At 40.7% G+C, this 21,500-nt stretch carries 22 protein-coding genes and 1 pseudogene; 14 read left to right on the top strand and 9 right to left on the bottom strand.

Translation table 11 applies throughout. The annotated features are described in order from the left end of the window. Nucleotides 1-5: 5 nt before the first annotated feature. The 5 genes from cdhC to WN948_RS02320 all read left to right on the top strand — a co-directional run bounded on the left by cdhC (nucleotide 6) and on the right by WN948_RS02320 (nucleotide 5,446). Entirely contained in the window at nucleotides 6-1,421 is a 1,416-nt protein-coding gene (cdhC, locus tag WN948_RS02340; RefSeq protein ID WP_342305393.1) for a CO dehydrogenase/CO-methylating acetyl-CoA synthase complex subunit beta, read from the top strand. A 12-nt stretch (nucleotides 1,422-1,433) separates the two neighbouring features. Beyond that, nucleotides 1,434-2,186 carry a carbon monoxide dehydrogenase accessory protein CooC gene (locus tag WN948_RS02335; RefSeq protein WP_342305392.1) on the top strand — a complete coding sequence of 251 codons (753 nt, stop codon included), beginning with the start codon at nucleotides 1,434-1,436 and terminating at the stop codon, nucleotides 2,184-2,186. Between the two features lie 27 nt (nucleotides 2,187-2,213). Then, nucleotides 2,214-3,539, top strand: a complete 1,326-nt coding sequence (gene cdhD, locus WN948_RS02330; RefSeq protein ID WP_342305391.1) for a CO dehydrogenase/acetyl-CoA synthase subunit delta — start codon at nucleotides 2,214-2,216, stop codon at nucleotides 3,537-3,539. A 3-nt stretch (nucleotides 3,540-3,542) separates the two neighbouring features. After that, nucleotides 3,543-4,952, top strand: a complete 1,410-nt coding sequence (gene acsC / locus WN948_RS02325) for an acetyl-CoA decarbonylase/synthase complex subunit gamma (protein WP_342305389.1) — start codon at nucleotides 3,543-3,545, stop codon at nucleotides 4,950-4,952. 146 nt (nucleotides 4,953-5,098) lie between these two features. Next, on the top strand, nucleotides 5,099-5,446 hold the full coding sequence (locus WN948_RS02320; RefSeq protein ID WP_342305388.1) for a hypothetical protein: 348 nt from the start codon (nucleotides 5,099-5,101) through the stop codon (nucleotides 5,444-5,446). Between the two features lie 49 nt (nucleotides 5,447-5,495). On the opposite strand, the gene WN948_RS02315 is transcribed toward WN948_RS02320, so the two are convergent. Genes WN948_RS02315 through WN948_RS02305 form a run of 3 tightly spaced genes read right to left on the bottom strand, consistent with a single transcriptional unit; the run spans nucleotide 5,496 to nucleotide 6,022 of the window. Further along, nucleotides 5,496-5,675, bottom strand: coding sequence for a hypothetical protein (locus WN948_RS02315; RefSeq protein ID WP_342305387.1), 180 nt, complete (start codon nucleotides 5,673-5,675; stop codon nucleotides 5,496-5,498). Then, complete coding sequence (locus tag WN948_RS02310; RefSeq protein WP_342305386.1) at nucleotides 5,666-5,833, bottom strand: hypothetical protein; 168 nt, start codon at nucleotides 5,831-5,833, stop codon at nucleotides 5,666-5,668. Before WN948_RS02310 ends, WN948_RS02315 begins: the two co-directional genes overlap by 10 nt. 36 nt (nucleotides 5,834-5,869) lie before the next feature. Beyond that, a complete protein-coding gene (locus tag WN948_RS02305) occupies nucleotides 5,870-6,022 on the bottom strand; it encodes a hypothetical protein (protein ID WP_342305385.1) in 153 nt (50 codons plus the stop codon). A 313-nt stretch (nucleotides 6,023-6,335) separates the two neighbouring features. Here WN948_RS02305 and WN948_RS02300 point away from each other — a divergent pair, with 313 nt between their 5' ends. The 7 genes from WN948_RS02300 to WN948_RS02270 all read left to right on the top strand — a co-directional run bounded on the left by WN948_RS02300 (nucleotide 6,336) and on the right by WN948_RS02270 (nucleotide 13,571). After that, nucleotides 6,336-7,397: a DUF362 domain-containing protein gene (locus WN948_RS02300; protein WP_342305384.1), complete on the top strand. Its 1,062-nt coding sequence runs from the start codon at nucleotides 6,336-6,338 to the stop codon at nucleotides 7,395-7,397. A 59-nt stretch (nucleotides 7,398-7,456) separates the two neighbouring features. Further along, nucleotides 7,457-8,509: a 60S ribosomal export protein NMD3 gene (locus WN948_RS02295; protein ID WP_342305383.1), complete on the top strand. Its 1,053-nt coding sequence runs from the start codon at nucleotides 7,457-7,459 to the stop codon at nucleotides 8,507-8,509. Between the two features lie 9 nt (nucleotides 8,510-8,518). Then, complete coding sequence (locus WN948_RS02290) at nucleotides 8,519-9,691, top strand: ATP-grasp domain-containing protein (RefSeq protein WP_342305382.1); 1,173 nt, start codon at nucleotides 8,519-8,521, stop codon at nucleotides 9,689-9,691. 110 nt (nucleotides 9,692-9,801) lie between these two features. After that, the gene (locus tag WN948_RS02285; RefSeq protein WP_342305381.1) at nucleotides 9,802-10,299 is read left to right on the top strand and encodes a transcription factor; all 498 of its coding nucleotides are present in this window, start codon (nucleotides 9,802-9,804) and stop codon (nucleotides 10,297-10,299) included. 1 nt (nucleotide 10,300) lies between these two features. Next, on the top strand, nucleotides 10,301-10,807 hold the full coding sequence (locus tag WN948_RS02280; protein WP_342305380.1) for a TIGR00295 family protein: 507 nt from the start codon (nucleotides 10,301-10,303) through the stop codon (nucleotides 10,805-10,807). Nucleotides 10,808-10,918: 111 nt separating this feature from the next. Then, on the top strand, nucleotides 10,919-11,548 hold the full coding sequence (gene psmB / locus WN948_RS02275) for an archaeal proteasome endopeptidase complex subunit beta (protein WP_342305379.1): 630 nt from the start codon (nucleotides 10,919-10,921) through the stop codon (nucleotides 11,546-11,548). A 112-nt stretch (nucleotides 11,549-11,660) separates the two neighbouring features. Then, complete coding sequence (locus tag WN948_RS02270) at nucleotides 11,661-13,571, top strand: beta-CASP ribonuclease aCPSF1 (RefSeq protein ID WP_342305378.1); 1,911 nt, start codon at nucleotides 11,661-11,663, stop codon at nucleotides 13,569-13,571. A 40-nt stretch (nucleotides 13,572-13,611) separates the two neighbouring features. Here WN948_RS02270 and WN948_RS02265 read toward each other — a convergent pair whose 3' ends face one another. Next, nucleotides 13,612-14,499 carry a HEAT repeat domain-containing protein gene (locus WN948_RS02265; protein WP_342305377.1) on the bottom strand — a complete coding sequence of 296 codons (888 nt, stop codon included), beginning with the start codon at nucleotides 14,497-14,499 and terminating at the stop codon, nucleotides 13,612-13,614. Nucleotides 14,500-14,565: 66 nt separating this feature from the next. Beyond that, entirely contained in the window at nucleotides 14,566-15,225 is a 660-nt protein-coding gene (locus WN948_RS02260; RefSeq protein WP_342305376.1) for an HAD family phosphatase, read from the bottom strand. A gap of 100 nt (nucleotides 15,226-15,325) precedes the next feature. Here WN948_RS02260 and WN948_RS02255 point away from each other — a divergent pair, with 100 nt between their 5' ends. Then, entirely contained in the window at nucleotides 15,326-15,535 is a 210-nt protein-coding gene (locus WN948_RS02255) for a hypothetical protein (RefSeq protein ID WP_342305375.1), read from the top strand. A gap of 99 nt (nucleotides 15,536-15,634) precedes the next feature. Beyond that, nucleotides 15,635-17,089, top strand: coding sequence for an IS66 family transposase (locus tag WN948_RS02250; protein ID WP_342306514.1), 1,455 nt, complete (start codon nucleotides 15,635-15,637; stop codon nucleotides 17,087-17,089). A gap of 81 nt (nucleotides 17,090-17,170) precedes the next feature. Here WN948_RS02250 and WN948_RS02245 read toward each other — a convergent pair whose 3' ends face one another. The 4 genes and pseudogenes from WN948_RS02245 to WN948_RS02230 all read right to left on the bottom strand — a co-directional run. Continuing rightward, entirely contained in the window at nucleotides 17,171-18,169 is a 999-nt protein-coding gene (locus tag WN948_RS02245; RefSeq protein WP_342305374.1) for a hypothetical protein, read from the bottom strand. Between the two features lie 53 nt (nucleotides 18,170-18,222). After that, nucleotides 18,223-18,684 (bottom strand): transposase, encoded by a 462-nt coding sequence (locus WN948_RS02240; protein ID WP_342306519.1) that lies wholly within the window; start codon nucleotides 18,682-18,684, stop codon nucleotides 18,223-18,225. Continuing rightward, the gene (gene ltrA, locus WN948_RS02235; protein WP_342305373.1) at nucleotides 18,680-20,374 is read right to left on the bottom strand and encodes a group II intron reverse transcriptase/maturase; all 1,695 of its coding nucleotides are present in this window, start codon (nucleotides 20,372-20,374) and stop codon (nucleotides 18,680-18,682) included. Before ltrA ends, WN948_RS02240 begins: the two co-directional genes overlap by 5 nt. A gap of 394 nt (nucleotides 20,375-20,768) precedes the next feature. Then, nucleotides 20,769-21,338 (bottom strand): annotated as a pseudogene (locus WN948_RS02230) (transposase); the annotation flags it as partial. Between the last annotated feature and the right edge of the window lie 162 nt (nucleotides 21,339-21,500).

The following is a 21,500-nucleotide window of genomic DNA, read 5'->3' as shown; positions in this document are numbered from 1 at the left end:
TAATTATGGCAGATGAATTCCCTTTTGAAATATCTCCTATGTTTGAAGGAGAGAGAATTAGAAAAGATGGTATGTATGCAGAACTTGCAGGTCCAAAGTCCAAAGGCTTTGAACTCGTGAGGGCAGCAGAGATGGACGATGTGGAAGACGGCAAGTTCACACTTATCGGTCCTGATCTTTCAGACATGGAAGCAGGTTCCAGACATCCCCTTGCAATGATATACAAGATCGCAGGAGAACTTGTAGAACCTGATCTTGAGTCCATTGTAGAAAGAAGGAACCATGAATTCCAGAACTACATACAGGGTTTCATGCACCTGAACCAGAGAGACGATGTCTGGATGAGGGTCAGCAAAGATGCAGTTGAGAAAGGTATGACCTCTTTTGAGCCTGTCGCACAGGCTATTATGATGCTCTTTAAGAACGAACTTACATTCATAGAGAGTGTTGAAGCTATTTATATCACAGATATGGCCGAGATCGAGAAAGAGATCGAGAATGCAAGAGGAGTCTACAAGGCAAGGGACGAGAGAACCCGTGACCTTCACGATGAGGATGTTGACACATTCTACGGATGTACCCTTTGTGCATCATTCGCTCCAACCAATGTTTGTGTAGTAACACCGGACAGGGTTTCACTTTGTGGTGCGATCAACTGGTTCGACGGCAGGGCAGCAGCAAAGGTAGACCCGGAAGGTCCACAGTTCGCAATTCCAAAAGGAGACCTCGTCGACGCAGAATCCGGGGAATACACCGGTGTCAATGAAGCTGCAAAGAAATTATCCAGTGGCGAATATGATCGTATAAAGCTTCACTCATTCCTAGAGTACCCACACACGTCCTGTGGATGCTTCGAGGTTGTAGGATTCTACATCCCTGAAGTTGATGGTATTGGGTGGGTAGACAGGGACTTTGCAGGCACAGCACCAAATGGGCTTCAGTTCTCAACCATGGCAGGACAGACTGGTGGAGGTAAACAGGTTGTTGGTTTCCTTGGAATCGGTGTCAATTACTTCCGTTCACCAAAGTTCATCCAGGCAGACGGCGGCTGGGAAAGGGTCGTATGGATGCCAAAGATGCTTAAGGACAAGGTATTTGATAGTATGCCAGAGGATATCCGCGACAAGATCCCAACTGAAGAAGAAGCAGCGGATATTGACAGTCTCAAAACCTTCCTCAAGGAAAAGAACCACCCAATACTTGAAAGATGGGTAGAGGAAGAAGAGGAAGCACCTGAAGAGGAAGAAGCACCTGAAGCAGCAGCTCCACAAGCAGGATTCGCTACTCCACAGATGATGCAGGCTGCAAACTTCATGCCATCCATGCCAATGATGAGTGGCGGTGGATCTGGTGGTGTAAAGATCGTCCTGAAGAACGCAAAGGTCAGTATCGAAAAAGTGATTATCAAGAAACAGGACTAAGAGTGGTCTTTTGTGGCTAAGATTATTGCAGTGACTGGTAAAGGCGGAACAGGGAAGACGGCAACGACCAGTCTTCTCATTCGCCATCTTACAAAAGGTGATAAAGTCGTTCTTGCCGTTGATGCGGATCCGGACACCAACCTTCCCGAAACACTGGGATGTGAAACCAACAAAAGCATTGGTGATATCAAGGAATTCATGCATGATGAGCGTGACAACCTTCCTCCTGATGTGAGCAAGGAATCCATTTTGGAAGGGAAACTCTATGAGATTCTTGAAGAGATGCCAGGATATGACCTGCTGGTCATGGGAAGGCCTGAAGGTTCAGGATGCTACTGTTATGTCAACAACCTGCTTCGTGGTATCATGAACAAGCTTGTGACAAATTATGACGTGCTCATCATTGACGCTGAAGCCGGGCTGGAACATTTCAGCAGGAAGATATTCAGGAATGTTGATGAACTTATAGTTGTCACTGATGGTTCACGCAGGGGACTGCGGACTGCAGAGCGTATACGGGAACTCGTGGGTGAACTGGAAACAGATGTTTCCAATATCTATGTTATCGCAAACAAGGTCACAGATGCAAACCGTGAAAGGATTGCCAGTACTGCTAATGAACTTGGCCTTGAACTAATAGGAATGATCCCTGTGGACGAGATGATAGTTGAAAGAGATCTCGCCGGGGAACCTTTATTTGATCTTCCGGATGATTCCGCTGCAGTACAGGAAGTTGAGAAGATCGCTCAGAAACTTGGTTTGTAACAAATATTATCATATGGTGGAATGCACATGACAAAGAAAATGAAATTATCGCAACTTAGTGATATGTTGCAAGATCTCGATGTGGAGTCACTGGAAGGCGTGACCATTGAAGGTGACATCGAGCTCAATATTAGTGGTGGTGGAGGCCTAAATCCTGCACTTGCCTATGCTCTGGGAAGCGAGATTTCCCAGATATCTCTTCACATGGCTAATATCGGAAGAATGCTTGGATTCCCTGCTGAACAATTGTTCGCATCTGCTTTTGGAATGGGTGAAATGCCCCAGCCTGAAACACTTCCAACTTCCCCGAAGATACAGGAACTACTTGCTTCCAAATTTGAGGTTGCAAAGGTAGACAACTGGAAGAATCCTATTCAGGAAGTTACACTTGGTGCAACATCAGGTGACGGTGGCTCAAGGAAGAGCACTGTGACCCTTGGTGGGGAGAATGCGCTTCCTTATTACTTTGACGCAGAGATGCCTCACAGGAACTATGTCACCATGGATGTCTTCGACATGCCAATAGGAATGGCAAAGTCCGTAAAAGGCAACTATGAAGATGTAATCAACGACCCGGCAGAATGGGCAAAGAAGGTTGTTCGTGAGTTCAATGCTGACATGGTAACCATTCACTTGATTTCAACTGACCCGCTCATCAACGATACTTCTGCAAAGGAAGCTGCAAAAGTCGTAGAGGATGTTCTGCAGGCAGTTGATGTACCTATCGTTATCGGTGGTTCAGGAAACCCTGAAAAAGACCCAGAAGTGCTCGAGAAGGCAGCTGAGGTTGCAGAGGGTGAGAGAGTATTGCTTGCATCTGCAAGTCTTAACCTTGACTACGAGAGAATTGCAAAGGCAGCCATGGATTATGGACATGTCGTCCTTTCATGGACACAGCTTGAGATCAATGCTCAGAAGGAACTTAACAGGAAACTCATGAAGCAGTGTAATGTCCCAAGGGACCGCATAATAATGGACCCAACCACAGCAGCACTGGGATACGGTCTTGACTATGCGTACACCAATATGGAGCGCATAAGACTTGCTGGTCTTATGGGTGACGATGAACTTACATTCCCAATGTCGTCCGGTACCACCAATGCATGGGGTGCTCGTGAGGCATGGATGGTCTCATCTCCACTTAAGCAGGACTCTGACTGGGGACCAAGGGAATATCGTGGACCAATCTGGGAGATCGTCACTGGTCTTTCACTCTCACTTGCAGGTAATGATATGTTCATGATGATGCACCCAACATCTGTACAGGTGCTGAAAGAAATTACACAGACACTCTACGGCTCTATCGAGTCTGAAGAAATAGACATCACCAACTGGATCGGAGCGGAGGTGTGATAAATGAAAATTAACAGTCCACTGGAAGCTTACAAGTTCCTGCCAGCCACTAACTGTGGTGAGTGTGGTGAACAGACATGTATGGCCTTTGCATCACATCTTATTGACAGGTCTCATAAACTCACAGATTGTACGCCAATACTCGAGCCTAAGTTCAAGAAGAAGTATGAAGAGCTCGATGCACTCCTGGCCCCTGAGATCAGGGAAGTTTTGATCGGTGTCGGTGAAAATGTCGCAAAGATTGGCGGAGATGATGTTCTTTACCGTCACAAGCTGACATTCTTCAACCAGACGCAGTTAGCATATGACGTATGGGACACAATGGATGAGAAGGATCTCGTTGAGAGAGTAAACCACATTCAGAACTTCAAAAAGTTCTATGTAGGTGACTTCCTCACTGTAGATATGGTAGCTGTGCGCTGCACATCCAATGATCCTGCTAAATTTGGGGCAGCAGTAAAGAAAGTTGTTGAAACAACAGACATGCCTATCATTCTCTGTTCATTTGACCCTGCAGTTCTTAAAGCAGGTCTTGAAGCTTCAAAGGGCAGGAATCCACTTCTCTACGCTGCAAACAAGGACAACTGGAAGGAAGTAGGAGAGCTTGCACTGGAGTACGATGTGCCTGTGACACTCTTTGCGCCAAATGACCTTGACCTTCTCAAGTCAATGGCAAAGACCTTTGAAGCAATGGGTACTGAGAAACTTGTACTCGACCCTGGAACATTCCCAACCGGCAAGCAGCTCAAACAGACCTTTACCAATTTTATAAAGGTACGCAGGGCTGGTATTGATGGCGACCGTGAAATCGCCTATCCAATAATGGCAGTTCCATTCACAGCATGGATGGCACATGATGACCCTGTAAGTGCATCTTACTGGGAAACCGTGGTTGCATCAGTGTTCACCATCAAGTACGGTGACATAATGATCCTCCACAGCACAGAGCCTTATGCAATGTTGCCAGAACTGCACATCCGTGACACTATCTACACAGATCCGAGAAAACCTGTGACTGTAGATCCTGGGATGTACAAGGTAGGAGAACCGACTGCAGATTCACCGGTGCTGTTTACAACCAACTTCGCTCTTACTTACTACACAGTAGAGAGTGATCTTGCATCTAACAAGATCGACTGTTTCCTCTGGGCTATTGATACCGATGGTATTGGTGTAGAGGCTGCAGTGGCTGGTGGGCAACTTACTGCTGCAAAGATCAAGAAGGGAATCGATGAATCCGGATTTGACCTGAAGAAAGATACAACCCACAATGCTATCGTCATTCCGGGACTTTGTGCACGTCTGCAGGGAGACATTGAAGACGAGACGGGTGCTAATGTCATGGTAGGTCCTGCAGATTCCGGAAGGTTACCTGGCTGGATGGAAAAGAACTGGCCACCACAGAAGAAATAAGACTGTTTCAAAGATGCTATGGTTTACATGGCATCTTTTTTTATCTATTTTATTTCTGGTTTTGTTAGTTTATTTTTATTCAAAAGAACATAGTTTCTGAACACAAAACTATTATACTATCTGTATGTCGTTTTATGTGGGATTAAATGGATATGATCATACGCCACCACAATAGCATAGAATTGACAAAGAACGGAAAACATTGCGTCATCATCGGTGATGTTAAAAGTGTAATGGATGAGCATATTAAAAAGATGGCCGAGTGGGCAACATGTTTGTGGGACTATGACAGGATAAGCATGTGGAAAAAATCAGATTCCATGAGTCCTGGTTATTTTCTACGTGACAGCCCGGAAGGTAGATACAAAGTACATGTCCTTGATGCCGATCAAAAAGCAGACCTTTTTGGAGGTGCACGCAAAGACAGCCCGTTGAAACTGGATAACTGGGAAAAAAAAGAGTTGCTTGTCTATGTGGACTGGTTTATTGAATAATTGTTCTTTGTGAGGGCAATAAAGTAAAATATATACATATCGGTGGAAATCAGTATCCACATTCATCGATCAATATTTCTTGAATACAATCTCTGTTGAGGTCTACTGATACCTCTGATTCCAGGTACTTCAAAAACTCGCATTTGCCGGTTTTTACAAAAATAACGCAATTTCTGCAATAAAGTTTTTTATTATCTTCAGAATAACCCAGTTCTTCTATCATACACATGCTTTTACTCCATTATCATGGATTATGATGGTTACCATATCCTTTGCGGAAGTTATTCTCCCGCATTCACTACAGTAATAGAATACATTAGATCCTATCAGCTGTCGCTTAAGTTCAATGTGACAATGCTCACAGCACAAATTTTCTTTCATTTTCATAAAATTTACTCCCCATGTATCTAAATGCAAAGATATTTACTTGGAACCTATTCCACCTATCATGAAGCGCATAAACTCCATATCTTCTTTATCCGTTGTTTCTTTGAATTGCCCGTTGACTATTAATTGTAAATTGCTATCAGTTGAATTATTTGTACATTTTTTCGTGTAATTCTGAATGTTTGGCATAAATTTTCCTCCACATTTCATCAAACTCTAATACACAATGCACAAATATATACAAGATGCATATAATCTATATATATATCGGTTTATTATATAGTTGCTATGGGCTAAGATGTTTAGTAACTGAGGTAATTAATTTTCACAATTACACAATACTGCATTATTATATTTAAATTTATATCTTAACATATTTAAGTGATACTTCTTATTAAGAATATCACAGCTATTTTCAATAAGTTATTTGTATCTGGATCTAATAGCAGACAGAAACATTATAAATACTGATTTAATGAATTGTATACACAGAGGTATTGGAATGAATGATGTCTTTTTCAGATCAGCAGAAGAAATTGGGCCTGAGAACACCCAGATAGACCAGATTGTAGATATTTTCCCTAAAATATCGCCTGTTAACAAAGGGGATATCGTTGCTATAAAAATACACCCTGGTGAACTGGGAAACACTACGTACATACGTCCTGTTATTGTAAAGACCGTAGTGGATCTTGTGAAAGAAGCAGGTGGTATTCCTTTTGTTACGGATACAACTGTGCTTTACAGTGGAAAGCGCTTCAATGGCGCCGATCTGTTATGTACAGCAGCTACTAATGGTTTTACGCACGGGAGTATGGGTGCCCCTATCATTTGTGCCGACGGGCTTTGGGGTGATGATTTTGTATCCGTGGGAATTGAGGGGGAAACAATAAGCGAGATCACTGTGGCATCAGCTATTGCAAAAGCTGATTCTATGATAATGATATCACATTGTAAAGGTCATCCTGCATCAGGATTTGGTGGGGCAATAAAAAACCTGGGAATGGGATGTCTGGATAAGAGAGGTAAGACTACTGTTCATGAGGTTGGAAAGCCTGACATTGACCACGACAAATGTGTGGGGTGCAAGAAGTGCCTCAAAGCTTGTCCATGGGATGCCTTGACTATTGAAAATGGGAAGGCCATTGTGAACAGGGATCTTTGCAGAGGCGAACTATCATGCCTTGGAAGCTGTAATTATCATGCTATCGTGCCTCCTGTAGATGCTCCGGTGAAAATGCAACAACGTCTTGGGGAAGCTGCCATGGGGCCAGTAAAACTTTTACCTGAAAAGATCGGATACATTAACTGGATATTCGACCTTACTCCCGGATGTGACTGCTTTAACTTCTCAGCACCAACTTTTGCAGGAGATGTGGGAATTACGGCTTCAAAAGACCCTGTTGCCATAGACAAAGCAAGCCTTGATCTTATAAATGAGAAAATGAAACATGAGGGCAGGGGCTGCATCACTAATGTCTGGGGTGTGGATCCTATGGTCCATCTTGAGTATGCCGAAAAGATCGGTGCTGGAAGTACAGACTACGATATAATACGCAGGTAAAACAGACGGTTTTATTGCTGAGCGAAAACAATATCTAATAAACTATGATATCAGAGCCAATGAATAGTACCATATGCCCAAAATGCGGAAATGAAACGTATAAGTTATTTCAGGGGCGCTGCAAGGACTGTTTTCTCGAGAATTTCACCCTTGCGGAAATAGCTCCTGTGTTACACTCAAGGATATGTGCCAGTTGCGGGGCACGTAATGTAAAGAACAAATGGGTAAATTATGGTAACCTTGGGGATATAGTGATCCAGACAGCAGAAGATGCACTCTTTGTACATGAAATGGCTGAGAATATTGAGGTGTCCATTGTGCCCAGGGAACTTACTCCTCATATGTACAAGGTGCATATTGAAGTGGATGCAACGTTGCTTGGTGAGATTTTCCATCAGGAACTTGGGGCTGAGGTTCGCGTATTGCGTGAGTCATGTGACATGTGTAGTCGCATATCCGGTGGGTACTTTGAAGCGATTCTGCAGATAAGGGCCACCAATCGTATTCCTACCGAAGAAGAGATGAATGAGTGCATAAACATTTCCAACAATGTACTGGGAAGAATGCGTAGCAAGGGTGACAGGCTTGCTTTTATATCCAATTCCCTGGACATAAAGGAAGGTGCTGATCTTTATGTTGGTTCTTCTAACGCAGGCAGGCACATTTGCAAAGAGATAGTATCCCGCTTGGGCGGCAGTTTTAATGAATCTGAATCTTTACAGGGAAGGAAAGAGGGTAAAGATGTTTATCGTATCACTTTTTCACTAAGGCTTCCTGAGTTTATGCCTCATGATATTATTGAACATAAGGGAAGGGTTATAGAGATCAAGAAGTTTGGGAAAAATGTCATAGGTACTGATATTGAGACTGGGGCGCGTTTTACTTCCACAGCCGATTCTCTTAAAAGGGTAACACTCATTGCAAAAAGAAAGGACCTGCAAAAAACAATGCTTGTGGCAATTGAAAATAATGATCTTCTTGTACTTGACCCTGACACCTATGAGACCGTCACTATTAGAAAACCAGTCATGTTCAGTGCAGAAGCAGGGACCGAAATTCCCGTTGTCAAAACAGAGAAAGGACTTCTTGCTGTTGTAGATGGATCCCGATAAAAGGTCCTTATGTCTACGAAGAATATACTGGTTATAGGTTTTAGTACTCGCAATATAGTTTGTTCCGGCACTAGAGCCGGATACAATATGTATTCCATAGATGCTTTCTGTGACCATGACCTTTTACAGTGTTCTGCAGCTTCGAAGAAGCTGGATATAGGGGAAACATTTGATGCCAGTAAGATTAGCCTTGCTGAGTTGGCAGAGCTCATTGAAAGCTTTAATGTTGTCTTTGATGGTATAATACCAGGTTCAGGGTTTGAGACTATAGGCTTGGAAAAGTTGCATTACAGGATAATTGGTAATGAACCTGGGGTTACGATGGAAGTGTCAAACAAACATCGTTTTTCTATATTACTGAATAAATTAAACATAGCTCACCCAAAAACAGCACTTCTTTCTGAGATCGGCAAATTACAGTTACCTGCTATTGTCAAGCCCTCATGTTCAGGTGGTGGTATATTCAACACAAAGGTTGAGCATGAGGGTGATATCGAAGGTATTTATGAAAAATTGAAAAATATCAATCTTCCGGCAGGTAAAAGCAGTATGATTGCCCAGGAATATGTCGATGGTACACCCGCTAGTGTTTCGGTAATATCTACAAAGGACAGAGCCGTTGCAGTAGCTGTAAATGAGCAGCTTATCGGAGTGCCATGGCTAACAGAAATTCCATTTGCGTATTGTGGGAATATAACTCCTTATGAAACTCCTTATGGCTCAGAGATGAAAAGAATATCTGAAGAATTGATTCTCGAGCTTGGACTTATAGGTTCAAATGGTGTGGATTTCATAATAAGTGAAGATGGTCCGGTGGTAATTGAGGTCAATGCACGTTTTCAGGGTAGTCTGGATACTGTTGAGATGGCAACAGGTATCAATTTAGTAGATGCCCATATAAAAGCCTTTGAGGGGATTATCGATCCCCTGACAAAGAACAAAACACAGCATGCATGTAGGGCGATTCTTTATGCCGGACAGAAAACAGTGGTAACTGAAGCCACTCAAAAGAAATTACTTGAAATGAATGTATTTGATGTTCCAAGTGTTGGACAAGTAATAAATCCAGAAGAACCTGTTATATCGATCTTATGCTTTGAAAATGGTCGTGAGGAAGTTTTATCTGAAATTAAGGAAAGCGTTATGTTTATACGTGAATCATTGAATCTACTTGATTCCTGAACAAAAGACCTGTAAATTGGTTGATAATGTTTCAAATCAGGCGGGATTTGCAAGCAAAGATTAATATTTGAATACATTGCATTAACAAGCACATTATGAGGTGAAATTTTTTGATAGATTTGAATGATCCGGTTGTCAGGGGCTATCTCGTTAGGTTGGTGGGTGAAGATGGACTGATGATGATAGAGAAGATGCCCGATGGAGAGGTAACTGACGAACAAATAGCAGAAGCCACGGGTATTCTATTAAACATAGTCCGAAGAACTCTTTTTATCCTTAATGAGAATAAACTCGCTGTATGCAGGCGTGAACGTGATTCCAGTAGTGGTTGGCTTACATACCTGTGGACCCTTGATATGACTGATATTGGCCCGCAGTTAGCAAAGGAAAAGAAAAGACTTGTAAAACACCTCAGAACCAGAGTTAAGTTTGAGGAAGAAAATGTGTTCTACAAGTGTCCGGAAGGCTGCGTACGCATGAATTTTAATGAGGCTACAGAATGCGAGTTTCTTTGTCCGGACTGCGGCGAGGACATGATGTATGAGGATAATTCCGAATTCATTCATAAGATAGATAAGCGTCTGGCTTTCCTGGGCAAAGATCAGTAGAATGCTTTTGCGTGAAGATGCTCTTGATATCCTAAAGATTTCGGGTTGCAGTAAAAAGGTTATAGCTCATTGCGTAGCTGTTGCTGACCTGGCTCTTTCAATGGGTTTGAAGCTGGAAAATGATGGATTAGATGTTGATTTGGAGCTTGTCGAGATTGGCGGACTCCTGCATGATCTTGGAAGGGCAAAAAGTCATGGAATCGATCATGCCATAGTCGGTGTTGATATCGCAAAGGAAAATCACATTGAACCAATGGTTCAGGAGATAATCAAGCGTCATATCGGAGCTGGTATTACAAGGGAAGAAGCGAAAAAAGTGGGACTTCCTGATGATGACTATATACCAGTGACACTGGAGCAAAAAATCGTAGCTCATGCGGATAATCTTTTGATAGGTACAGAAAGGATATCTCTTGACCGGCGTATCCGGAAGATGCAGGAGAAAAATATCGATGAGGGTAGTATTGAACGGGTAAAAGCACTTGCTGAAGAAATAGGTATTTGCTGAACAAGGGATAAATATATATATATAAATTGCTAATGAGTAACTGATTAATGCATTAAAATGCATAGTACATTTTTCAAATTTGTTTTCTCATTTTTGTATGAGGTATAATTAATGGTTAATGATAAACATTACAAAGGTACAACCACTGTAGGTATAGTTTGCAATGACGGTGTTGTTCTTGCAACCGAGCAGCGTGCAACAATGGGGAATTTCATTGCAAGTAAAACTGCAAAGAAGGTCTATCAGATAGATGATCTGGTTGCAATGACCATTGCTGGTTCTGTGGGAGATGCACAGCAGATTGTAAGGGTAATGAGTGTGGAATCAAAATTATACAAAATGAGACGTAAGGAGACCATGACTATTAAAGGTCTTACAACTCTTTTGTCAAATATGCTCAGTGGTCAGAGATACTATCCACTTATGGTGCAGCTTCTTGTTGGAGGATATGACAAGAACGGACCTTCAATTTATTCACTTGATGCTCTTGGTGGAAGTATTGAAGAAACAAAAGCTGTTTCTACAGGTTCAGGTTCTCCCTTTGCATACGGTGTACTTGAAGACCGCTACAAGGAAGATATGACCACCGAAGAAGGTGTCGAGCTGGCTGTCAGAGCACTTCACAATGCAATGAAGAGAGACTCTGCATCTGGTGAGAACATAGATGTTGTGGTTATCAATAAGGACAAATATACCAGACTTGACATGGAAGACGTCAAAAAAATGAGGGAAGAATTTTAATTCAATATAATAATTCTTTCATTTCTTTCATTTGAACTATTATAAATAATGTTTTGAATATAGTTTTTAACTATATTATATTTTTCACTTTTTTATAAGGAAGGCTATTTCAATGGCTGTAGAAGAAGTACTATCTGATCTGAAGAAGAAAATAGAAGAAAAACTACCAATTGGTACTACTATTTCTAATGTTGAGTTTGAAGGGCCACAGCTTGTTGTTTACACAGAAGAGCCTAAGAAGTTTGCAGATAACGGTAATATTGTCAGAACTCTGGCAAAGACACTGAGGACACGTATTGTGGTACGTCCTGATCCTAAAGTGCTTATGCCTCCTGAGGAATCAATTGAAAAGATTCTGAAAACTGTCCCTGAAGAATCCGGGGTATCTAACTATCACTTTGACCCTGATGTGGGTGAAGTAATTATCGAAGCTGATAAACCAGGACTTGTAATAGGAAAACATGGTGAGACTCTCAGGGAAATAACAAAGAAGATAGGATGGACGCCAAAGGTCGTAAGAGCTCCCCCTATCAAGTCACGTACTGTTAAGAACATACGTGAATTCATGCGTACCAATCACAAAGAGAGGAAAGATATCCTTAAATCAGTAGGAAGAAAGATCCACAGGGGTTGTACTTCAAAGGATGAGTGGGTAAGGGTTACATCACTGGGTGGTGCAAAAGAAGTTGGAAGAAGCTGTTTCATCATCTCAACTCCCGAATCGCGTATAATGATCGATTGTGGTGTTAATGTCGGTTCAGATGACAATATGACTCCCTATCTCTATGTGCCTGAAGCATATCCTATTAACCAGATAGATGCTGTTGTGTTAACACACGCCCATCTTGATCATCAGGGTCTTGTACCACTTCTCTATAAATACGGCTTTGAAGGCCCTATTTATTGTACTCCTCCAACAAGGGATCTTATGGCTTTATTGCAGCTTGACTACATTGATGTTGCTGCAAAGGAAGGCAAGAGGCCTCCATATAGTTCTGCAGAAGTCAGAGAAGGACTCAAGCACACCATCGTTCTTGATTACGAGGAAGTAACCGATATAGCACCTGATATAAAACTCACATTCCATAATGCAGGGCATATCATCGGATCTGCAGTTTCTCATTTTCATATTGGGGATGGCCTTCATAATGTGGTTATCACAGGCGATTTCAAATATGAGAAGACAAGGCTCTTTGACGCTGCAGTTAATAAATTCCCACGTGTTGAAACTGTTATCATGGAATCCACATACGGAAATTCCAATGCTACACAGCCATCTCTTCAGGAAGCGGAAAGAAACCTCCAGAACATTGTCAATGCAACGCTGGAAAAGGATGGTATCGTACTGATACCTGCATTTGCAGTGGGAAGAAGCCAGGAAGTAATGATAGTACTTGAAGATGCTATACGCAAAGGAATTATACCGAATGTTCCTGTCTATCTTGACGGAATGATATGGGAAGCAACGGCTATTCATGCGACATATCCTGAGTACCTTAACAATGACCTGCGCAAGCTCATCTTCCAGAAGGGACAGAACCCATTCCTTGCAGAATGTTTCAAACCTGTTGACTCCAATGAACTGCGTCAGAAGATTATCAAAGAGCCACATCCATGTGTGATACTGGCAACATCTGGTATGATGAATGCAGGTCCTGTAATAGAATACTTCAAGGCATTTGCAGAGAATGAGAATAACACTCTTGTCTTTGTAGGTTATCAGGCAGACGGAACTATGGGTAGAAGGATCCAGAAGGGCTGGAAAGAGATACCTCTCTCAAGCAGCAATGGAACTCATGTTGTCAAAATGAACATGAAGGCAGAGGTAGTCGATGGTTTCTCCGGTCACTCCGACAGGAGACAACTGATGGACTATATCAAGAAGATGAAGCCACGCCCGGAAAGAGTCTATACCGAGCACGGGGACGAGCGTTCATGTGTGGATCTTGCAAGCTCTATTCATAAGAGAAACAAGATGGAAACAAAAGCACTTACAAATCTTGAAACAGTACGGTTGGTCTGACCGTACTTCTTTTTTTTTGTAGTAACTTGGTATATCTGATCTAAAAAGATATATTTGTGATATTGAATTCAGCAATATCTGAGATATTATACCAGTAACCTTCCAATGGGGCTGCAGATCCACAACGAACAAATCTTACTGGAACCTGATAGATGGCTCTTTTTCTTGCCTCAGTATCATATATCTGGTAGATCTCATCCATTACAGAGGGTTCAGGTTCCACATCACTCGAAATCTCTATGTAACCTGTTTTTACATTATAACCAATTAGAATACTAGTGGCATTTTCAATTTCCGGAAAAGTACCATCAGCTCTATATGTTCCTCTTATTTCACCTACATTGTTCCTGTAAAGCCTTTGGTCTTCACTCAATGGGTATGGAAGTTTTCCATAGGTTGCGTAAACATCTTCTTTATCCTCCATCGGATCAAGAACATACGCAGCATGGTACAGGATGAGTCCGTCATCACCATAACCCACCTCTTTGAGGGGCTTGATCATAGTATCATCACCTATCTCTCCAAGAGCGAGTATCGAAGCCATCCTCAGATATTTTTCTTCCTCTTCGTCCAGGGAAATGTTCAGAAGCATCTCTGCCGTACTATTACCGCCTATCATGCCAAGAACAGTAATCGCATTTTTCCGTTCTTCAATTGTCCTGTTGTCATCTTTGACCATCTGGTTCAATGATGCAACTGTTTTTTCATCTCCGATTTCCGCAAGCTTGTCTATTGAAGCGGTTCTGATACTTTCATTTTCGTTGTCCAGATAACTTATAAGGGAATCTACAGAAGTGTCTTCAACGCAACCCGATGAAAGTATTAATGTGATACTTAAAATTAACAGGAAGAGAATTGTTTTCATGTAAAGCAGAAAAGACACAATCTGTATTATCTTTTTTGTGAAAAGTTCTATATTTTTTATCAACTGGCTAACTTCGGAATTCAAAATAAAAATAGATTTTATTATAATACTTGTCAGTTATTCACAAGTTTAGTCTGATTGTTCAACATCTGGCAGATTGGTCAGGTATCTGATAAGGGCAGAGTGATCTTTAACTATCAGGTCAGCTTCCTGAAGCTTTATCGCATCAATATATGTCGGGATTCCTACGCAGAACATACCTGCGTTTTTGGCAGATTCTACTCCAAGAGGCGCATTCTCGACAACAAAACATTCGTTTTTGTCCAGTTCCAACAGCTCGACTGCCCTGTTATATGGCTCAGGGTCGGGTTTTCCTTTTTTGACATCCTCACCGGAAATTATAGCATCGAATATTCCTGGGTAGAACTTTTCCATAAGTGATGTTACAATTGTCCTGTCAGCACCGGATGCAACAGCAAGTTTGAATCTCGGTTTCATTGAACTCAGGCATTCGTACATGCCTTCAAATGTCTCTGCACGGTTATTCTCAAGAAAGTGTGCTCGCTTTTTTTGGAGGATCGTATCGTAAATATCTAGTTCTGGAATCTTGCCTGCTTTTTTAAAAATAAGATTTATCACACCAACATGATTAGAACCCTCTATCTCATAGATATCTTCTTCCATGACATTGATGTCCAATTCTGCAAAGACATCGACCCATGCTTTTGCATGATATGGCATTGAGTTGACAAGAACTCCATCAGAGTCAAAAATAATTCCTTTGAACATATGGGTTCCTTGCGGGTATTTTCTAATAAACGTTGTGGATGATTAGATCAGTATTAACTGATGTCGACAATGATTTATTCCATCATACTACAGTTTAACTATGGATTCAAAAGATAATGATAATTCGTTTAGGGTCTGTCTTAGTTGTGGATATCAGCTTGGTTTCCATGTTTACTTTAAGGAGATATCCAACGGGAAAGCAAGATTGGGGCTTATATGCCCAGGTTGTGGACAGAGTTACGATATTGGCTGGATCACATCAGATATCACAGAGATGGAGCCAAAAAAAGAAGGTAACTATTCAGCCTAACTGTTTTAATGATGCAAAAAACAATATACTATGGCTTCATTCTATGTGTTAAAAAATATTCAGTAAAATATCATAAAAAACGTCTATCAATCTGAGGGGATTTGTATAGACCGCGAAGAAATACTTGCAGTTTATGAAGCTGGTCCAGAAGCAGTAGTAGAACTTGTAACTCGATTACTTGGGATAATTGAACATCAATCTCTCCAAATTGCACAACTTGAAGAGCGTGTCAGGCATTTGGAAGAAATGCTTGAAAAGAATAGTCGCAACAGTAGCAAACCACCTTCTACTGATTCTTATGCACGGAATAAACCAACCGTTAAAAGTCAAAGAAAAAAGACCAATAAGCATGTAGGTGGTCAAAACGGTCATCCTGGTACTACATTAAGAATAAATGATGATCCGGATGAAGTTATTGTTCATCCTGTTAATCAATGCGTCAATTGTGGGAGATCGTTAGCTTCTGTTCCCTCTAACTATGAAAGAAGACAGGTCTTTGACATTCCTCCTATAACTATCAATTGCATTGAACATCGTTGCGAGATTAAAACATGTCCCAAATGTTCTCATGTAAACAAAGCTCTTTTTCCAGATGGTGTAACTCAGCCGACTCAATACGGTCATCGAGTTAAGTCATTTGCAGTTTATTTGCACACTTACCAATTACTTCCTTATCAGCGTGTTACCAAGTTGTTCTCTGATATTTTGGGATGCAAGATAAGTCCTGCTACTTTGGTGAACACGGAACGTAGTTGTTTTGAGAAGCTTGGAGCTTTTGAAAATACAGTGAAACATCTCCTGAAAGAATCTCCTGTCATCAATCTGGATGAAACAGGAATGAGAATAAATGCAGTTCGTAATTGGCTTCATGTGGCAGGTACAGACAAACTGACCTATTATTTTGCACATCGTAAAAGGGGCTCAGAAGCAATGGATGCTATGGGCATATTACCAGGTTACACTGGTGTTGCAACACATGATTTTTGGAAACCGTACAACAAATATGAATGTCAACATTCATTATGTAATGCACATTTATTACGAGAGTTAACTGGAGCTTCCGAAAACAGTGATCAACAGTGGACAAAGATAATGAGTGATCTCTTGATATGCATTAAACATCATGTTGATAATGATCTTTTAGATACTGAGCTAATTCAAAGGTTCAGTGAGGATTATGATCACATAACTTGTTTAGGAGTGAATGAAAATCCTCCTGATCCGGAATCAAATGTGCGGTCTAAAAAACGAGGACGTAAGAAGCAGACCACGGTAAAGAATTTGCTGGATAGGTTTATTGGCCATAAAGAGGATATCTTGCGATTTATGTACGACCAAAACGTTCCGTTTGATAACAATCAGGCTGAAAGAGATATCAGAATGACGAAAGTACAGCAGAAGATATCAGGTACTTTCCGCAGTAAACAGGGTGCAAAAAATTTCTGCCGTATAAGAGGATACGTGTCTACTGTTAATAAGAATTCTGAATCTGTTATCGATGCAATTAGTGCAATATTTTATGGCAATTCATTTGTTCCAAAGTTGCAGAATTGATCGTGGATGAAGAAATCAGCTTGGTGGAAGTGAGCTAGGCTGAATAGTTACAAAAGAAGAAGTATATGGGGAATCAAAGCATTAGGTCTTTTTCAATTTCTCCATTTTTCTTTTGATCTTTAATGCATTCTCACTGTGCTTTTTGTGAAGTTTTCCAAACTCTTCATTGCTTAATTTCTTCTTTTCTTTGTCTTCCTTTAATTGTGCAAGTACAGCAAGCTCCGCTTCGTAACGGTCTTCAAACTCGCTCAGATTTCCTGAACTTCCTTTCCTGTAATATAGTATTGCAGCGGCTATGATTACGATTATGATGCCCAGCATTCCCAACATGATGATCGAATTGTATGGTATTGTTGCACGTTCATCATTGTTTTTTTCAAGGCTTATGCTGAATTCATTGAATTGTGGGGATGACCAGATGTATGATGTGTAGCTCTTATCATTGATGGTTTCATCAGCTACAATTGTAAGCCCGTCTGCTGAAATGATTGCGGGAATCTCACTTTCTTCATGGTTGACAACGATTATGAGTCTGGATATGGGATAATCAAAAACCCCGTCTTCACGGATGACTTTTCTGAAGGTTGGGACTTCTTCATGGCTATGCGTGGCATATCTGATACTGTAAAGAAGTGGCATTCCACTGGACTCTGTAGTTCCATAATATGATGGGAAATATAGGAAATCACCTTCCTTTGAATAATTAACAGAGGCTGCAGTGCTACCGCTTGCCATATCACTTACCTGAAATTGCATGACTTCTGCATTTTCCGCTATCCACAGTACAAATTCTTCACTACCATTTGCTGAATCTGTGGAATAGACAATGGATTCAGTTGCAAGCACATAGTCATTCTCCTCAAAATATAACTCAATAAGATGATTGTATTCTGAGATTCCTGCCTGTTCGTAAATACCTGAAACTGCAGAATGATTGCTGGCATTTTCTAATATATCTGCATGTGCCAGAACAGGAGCCTGTAAAAAAACGCAGCAAACGCATAGCATCAGGAACACTGGCGCGTATCGTGTTATGTATTTCCTTGATTGTATGGCATGAGTAGATGATTGTTCTTTCATTATATCACCAAAATAAATGGATAGGAACTAATAATGTACAATATATATGTCTATTATCCTGGCTCTGTAGAAATCCTCATTTGAATAATAAAAATAACCTTGACATACCTGTCAAGGTTATGGACTAATATCTTGAATTTGACTTCTTTCACTTGATTCCAATACTTTTTTGCCCTAACAGCTTCCCCATATTTTCTTTTCAGAACAGAGAACATTGTTTCGACCAAATTTCTGTTATGATACAATTCTTTGTCGAATTCTCGTTCCATTTTTCTACGGTACTTTCCTTTGATCATCTTTCTTTCCCTTTCTCGCAAAGGAATCATAGCTATCGATAGAAGTTGTTCTCTTGCTATGGAATGTATTTCTTCTGCATCGTAGTCGAATAAGAAAGAGCGATTACTCGCTCTCCCTCTTCTAAGAACGGTACGTGAAAGTTTCCCTTCATACCGCTCAAGCATTCTATACCCTTTCTGTATCAGGCAGCTTTTGACTTTTTTTTTGTGGTACTCAATACATTTGACTAACTATTTTCTTCCATGTTCCAGTTAGTCCAGAATAGTTAGGTTTGTTTGTGTAGTTCCCATTCTTCCGAGTTTTTAGATAACTTCTTCGCCATTTGAAGTATTCTCTATCGAGATAATGATTCATATCAAGTTTTACACATGGATGTCTGATTATCTTCGTGTCTGAGAAACGTCTGAGCTTATAGTCATTAACAGAAAATACCCACTTCCTAGAACCAACATGATGCCAATATCTGTTGGCAATCCATCGATGAGACTTGTGAGGATGTCGCCTCTTAGCCCATGACCAAAGCATATTCCATAACTTGTAATCAAGTTTACTGAATGTATCTTTGGATACAACTGATTGGTGATACCCAGTCCATCCGGAAATAATAGGTTTGAGTTTTCGGATAAGGGATTCCTGAGACCAAGCCTTACCATTCTTGATAACATCACTTATATTCGTAGTGATTTTCTCAATGGATTTCTTCGATGGTTTAATAATGAGTTTTTCTTTATATTTTCGGAAATTCCAACCCAAAAAGTCAAATCCTTCATCTATATGAGATACAAGAGTCTTTTCTGTCGATAGTTCTAGACCTTTTTTTTTCAGGAATGCCGATATCAATTTTGCAATGTCTTTAGCCACTTCTTCTGAATCAGCAGTGACAACAAAGTCATCTGCATATCTCACAAAATTGACTTTGTGGGGATTGTGTCTACTTTTAGCGACTATCCCTGTTTTAGTTGTATGATACTTAGCAGCTATTGTATTTTCAATGCCATCTAGAGTCATATTTGCTAAAATAGGAGATATGATGCCTCCTTGCGGAGTACCAACTTTCGTAGGATTCAGATGTCGGTGATAAATAAACCCTGCTTTAAGAAATTGCTTGAGTATTGACTTATCCATGGGAATATTGGTCAATAACCAATCGTGATTTATGTTGTCAAAACAACCTTTTATATCGCCCTCAAGCACCCAGTGAGCAGATTGTTTCCTGCATAGACAACTAAACAAGAGCTCACAAGCATCATGAGCACTTCTGTTCTGGCGAAAGCCAAAAGAGGCTCTGTCAGCATTTGTTTCTGCAATCGGATCTAGCGCAAGTGCATGTAATGCCTGCATTGCTCTATCGTGCATTGTTGGGATACTTAATGGTCGTTTCTCCTTCTTCCCATACTTTTCGATGTAGATTCTTCTCATTGGTTTGGCTTTGTAGTTCTTACACGACAGGCTTAAGGCAGCTTTTGTCCTGGATAAAGGTGTTGTCCACTTTTCTCCGTCGATTCCGGCTGTCTTTTTACCTCTATTCTGGGTTACCTTTTTCACTGCCAGTAACCTGGCATGAAAAGATTTGGTCAGAAGATATTGTAGTCGTTTAATTAAGTGCCACTTTCTTTGTCTAACAGCTTTTGCAATTCTGGTTTGCAGCTTATTAACATTCCACTCCACTTTTTTCCAATCGATAAAATCCCATTGGAGAGAGTGTCTGATGTCTGTAAGTTTCTCACCTGAAAGTGTCGTTGAATATCTTACATTCATAAGTTTGCCTCCGTTCATACAATAGAATACCTGCGATAAGTCTGCGTCCTTTCGGACCAAGGCAAATTTGGAACCTCTATACATCCAGTTACAGGATGTCATTCGCTTTTTACCGCTTCCTATATCCCCTGTGCCATTGTTATTTCTCACGAAATTCCTACCTGTTAATAGGAGCACGTGGGACTTACCAAGTTCTACAACGTGAATAAATTGTGGAAACCTTAGAAGCCATCTTAAGACCGAGAACCTTTTGTCCATTCACCACAATGTAAAGGAAGCCATCGTAGTCTGATTCTATACCTTTTGGTTTAAGCGTTACAGTCCGTTTCGCTTATTAATGTTTACAATCCTTGCGATGGTTCGCATTATACTCTTCATAGTTTCCTTATCCTAGCAGTCGGTAAGAATTGGACTTCCTTACTTTCCACATTGTCCAGTGGGCTTAATACCCCAATGTTACCATCAGCGCATTCCACTGTAGGATTACTCCGAATGGAAGGAGCAGCCGCATGGCAATTCATGTTGCAACTTCTTGTCACACACCTTTGTCCATTACATAGTACTTTGATCTACGAGTTTTGTGGCATTGCTTCAGTAATTTCATTGCATGCTTTGCATCATGCACAGGCTTACCTGATATCTTGAAACCAGTAACAATGAACTTTGCAGTATCAATAGAGATACTTGTTTTCAGGAAAGATCTTCGTTTCTTTCCTGTTCTCCAGGAATAATAGTAACTACAGTGGCCACTAGTAAACCCACTTGAATCAATAGCAGTAATCTCTATCTGCTCTCCGCGTGAATAGAATAGTTTTAGTGTTTGCTGCAATAATCCAGTGAAGTAGATAGATTTAATTCTTGTAATGAATTTATGCAGTGTAGTAAAATGTGGAACTTCTTTTAATCCAATTCTTGCTTTAACTTTATCCATCACTTCTACAAGTTCAACAATATCTCTATAATCTTCATCAAGATATTCTTTTAACAAAACCAATGTCAATAGCTGGTGTTGGGTATATTTTCTTTTAGAATATTTACAACTATAAATCTGAAGGTGTGAGTTTCCTGATACAGCTAGCGCTGTATCAACAAACTTTAAGTACTTGTTAGGCAAAACACAATCATCCCCTTTTGTGTTTCTATCGCAAGTAATAATCAGGGGATTTATCCTTTTTAAATTATTATGCTAAAATAAAATGTGAAGTAGGTTTTCTACAGAGCCATTATCCTGTCTATTTTTAAGTCGGTGGCTACTGAATAATCTTATATAAACATT

The organism is Methanolobus sp. ZRKC5 (assembly GCF_038446525.1).
Lineage (GTDB): Archaea > Halobacteriota > Methanosarcinia > Methanosarcinales > Methanosarcinaceae > Methanolobus.
The sequence above is the reverse complement of the archived record's forward strand: the minus strand, read 5'-3'. Positions and strand labels throughout refer to the sequence as shown.

What these genes read in the sequence shown, in the direction of transcription:
- cdhC (WP_342305393.1), top strand. Translation starts at nt 6, where the DNA reads ATGGCAGATGAATTCCCTTTTGAAATATCTCCTATGTTTGAAGGAGAG.
- cdhD (WP_342305391.1), top strand. Translation starts at nt 2,214, where the DNA reads ATGACAAAGAAAATGAAATTATCGCAACTTAGTGATATGTTGCAAGAT.
- acsC (WP_342305389.1), top strand. Translation starts at nt 3,543, where the DNA reads ATGAAAATTAACAGTCCACTGGAAGCTTACAAGTTCCTGCCAGCCACT.
- WN948_RS02320 (WP_342305388.1), top strand. Translation starts at nt 5,099, where the DNA reads ATGGATATGATCATACGCCACCACAATAGCATAGAATTGACAAAGAAC.
- WN948_RS02315 (WP_342305387.1), bottom strand. Translation starts at nt 5,675, where the DNA reads ATGTGTATGATAGAAGAACTGGGTTATTCTGAAGATAATAAAAAACTT.
- WN948_RS02310 (WP_342305386.1), bottom strand. Translation starts at nt 5,833, where the DNA reads ATGAAAATGAAAGAAAATTTGTGCTGTGAGCATTGTCACATTGAACTT.
- WN948_RS02305 (WP_342305385.1), bottom strand. Translation starts at nt 6,022, where the DNA reads ATGCCAAACATTCAGAATTACACGAAAAAATGTACAAATAATTCAACT.
- WN948_RS02300 (WP_342305384.1), top strand. Translation starts at nt 6,336, where the DNA reads ATGAATGATGTCTTTTTCAGATCAGCAGAAGAAATTGGGCCTGAGAAC.
- WN948_RS02295 (WP_342305383.1), top strand. Translation starts at nt 7,457, where the DNA reads ATGAATAGTACCATATGCCCAAAATGCGGAAATGAAACGTATAAGTTA.
- WN948_RS02290 (WP_342305382.1), top strand. Translation starts at nt 8,519, where the DNA reads ATGTCTACGAAGAATATACTGGTTATAGGTTTTAGTACTCGCAATATA.
- WN948_RS02280 (WP_342305380.1), top strand. Translation starts at nt 10,301, where the DNA reads ATGCTTTTGCGTGAAGATGCTCTTGATATCCTAAAGATTTCGGGTTGC.
- psmB (WP_342305379.1), top strand. Translation starts at nt 10,919, where the DNA reads ATGGTTAATGATAAACATTACAAAGGTACAACCACTGTAGGTATAGTT.
- WN948_RS02270 (WP_342305378.1), top strand. Translation starts at nt 11,661, where the DNA reads ATGGCTGTAGAAGAAGTACTATCTGATCTGAAGAAGAAAATAGAAGAA.
- WN948_RS02260 (WP_342305376.1), bottom strand. Translation starts at nt 15,225, where the DNA reads ATGTTCAAAGGAATTATTTTTGACTCTGATGGAGTTCTTGTCAACTCA.
- WN948_RS02255 (WP_342305375.1), top strand. Translation starts at nt 15,326, where the DNA reads ATGGATTCAAAAGATAATGATAATTCGTTTAGGGTCTGTCTTAGTTGT.
- WN948_RS02245 (WP_342305374.1), bottom strand. Translation starts at nt 18,169, where the DNA reads ATGAAAGAACAATCATCTACTCATGCCATACAATCAAGGAAATACATA.